Source organism: Marinobacter halodurans, from assembly GCF_004327985.1.
Classification (GTDB): Bacteria; Pseudomonadota; Gammaproteobacteria; order Pseudomonadales; family Oleiphilaceae; genus Marinobacter_A; species Marinobacter_A halodurans.
Map to the genome: position 1 here is coordinate 1 of NZ_SJDL01000194.1, position 500 is coordinate 500.

Here is a 500-nt window from a genome sequence, read left to right on the forward strand (position 1 = left end):
CATGTCTGACCCAGTGATCAGAAAGAAGGACTTCGAAGTCGATCGTTCATCAACCCGAAACACTTGTTTCTGCACACTGACCGTAGCCAGGGTATCCGTAAAGTTGGTGGAGCCAGGCAGGATCGAAGTCGTGCGCGACCCCGGACCGACCTCCTGCGTGCAAGGCAGGCGCTGCCATCCTGTCAACTCATCCACCATACAGCTTGAATTGGTGGAGCTGAGCGGGATCGAACCGCTGACCTCCTGCGTGCAAGGCAGGCGCTCTCCCAGCTGAGCTACAGCCCCAGTAAGCTGTCAAGAATTGGGCAGATCAAGGCGTGTTTGGGCGCCGCATAGCCTGCTATGCAAGTCCGAACACAACGATGAGCTGCGCAATTCTGGTGGGTCTGGGTGGACTTGAACCACCGACCTCACCCTTATCAGGGGTGCGCTCTAACCACCTGAGCTACAGACCCAATGGTATGGGCCCGTTTAGACCCTATGCTCTCTCTTCCACTGAC

Annotated in this window: 2 tRNA genes; both read right to left on the reverse strand. The window is 56.8% G+C overall.

The features are described 5' to 3' along the window. Positions 1-209: 209 nt before the first annotated feature. A tRNA-Ala gene (locus EZI54_RS24065) sits at positions 210-285 on the reverse strand. A 93-nt stretch (positions 286-378) separates the two neighbouring features. Continuing rightward, positions 379-455 (reverse strand) — tRNA-Ile (locus tag EZI54_RS24070). Positions 456-500 lie beyond the last annotated feature (45 nt).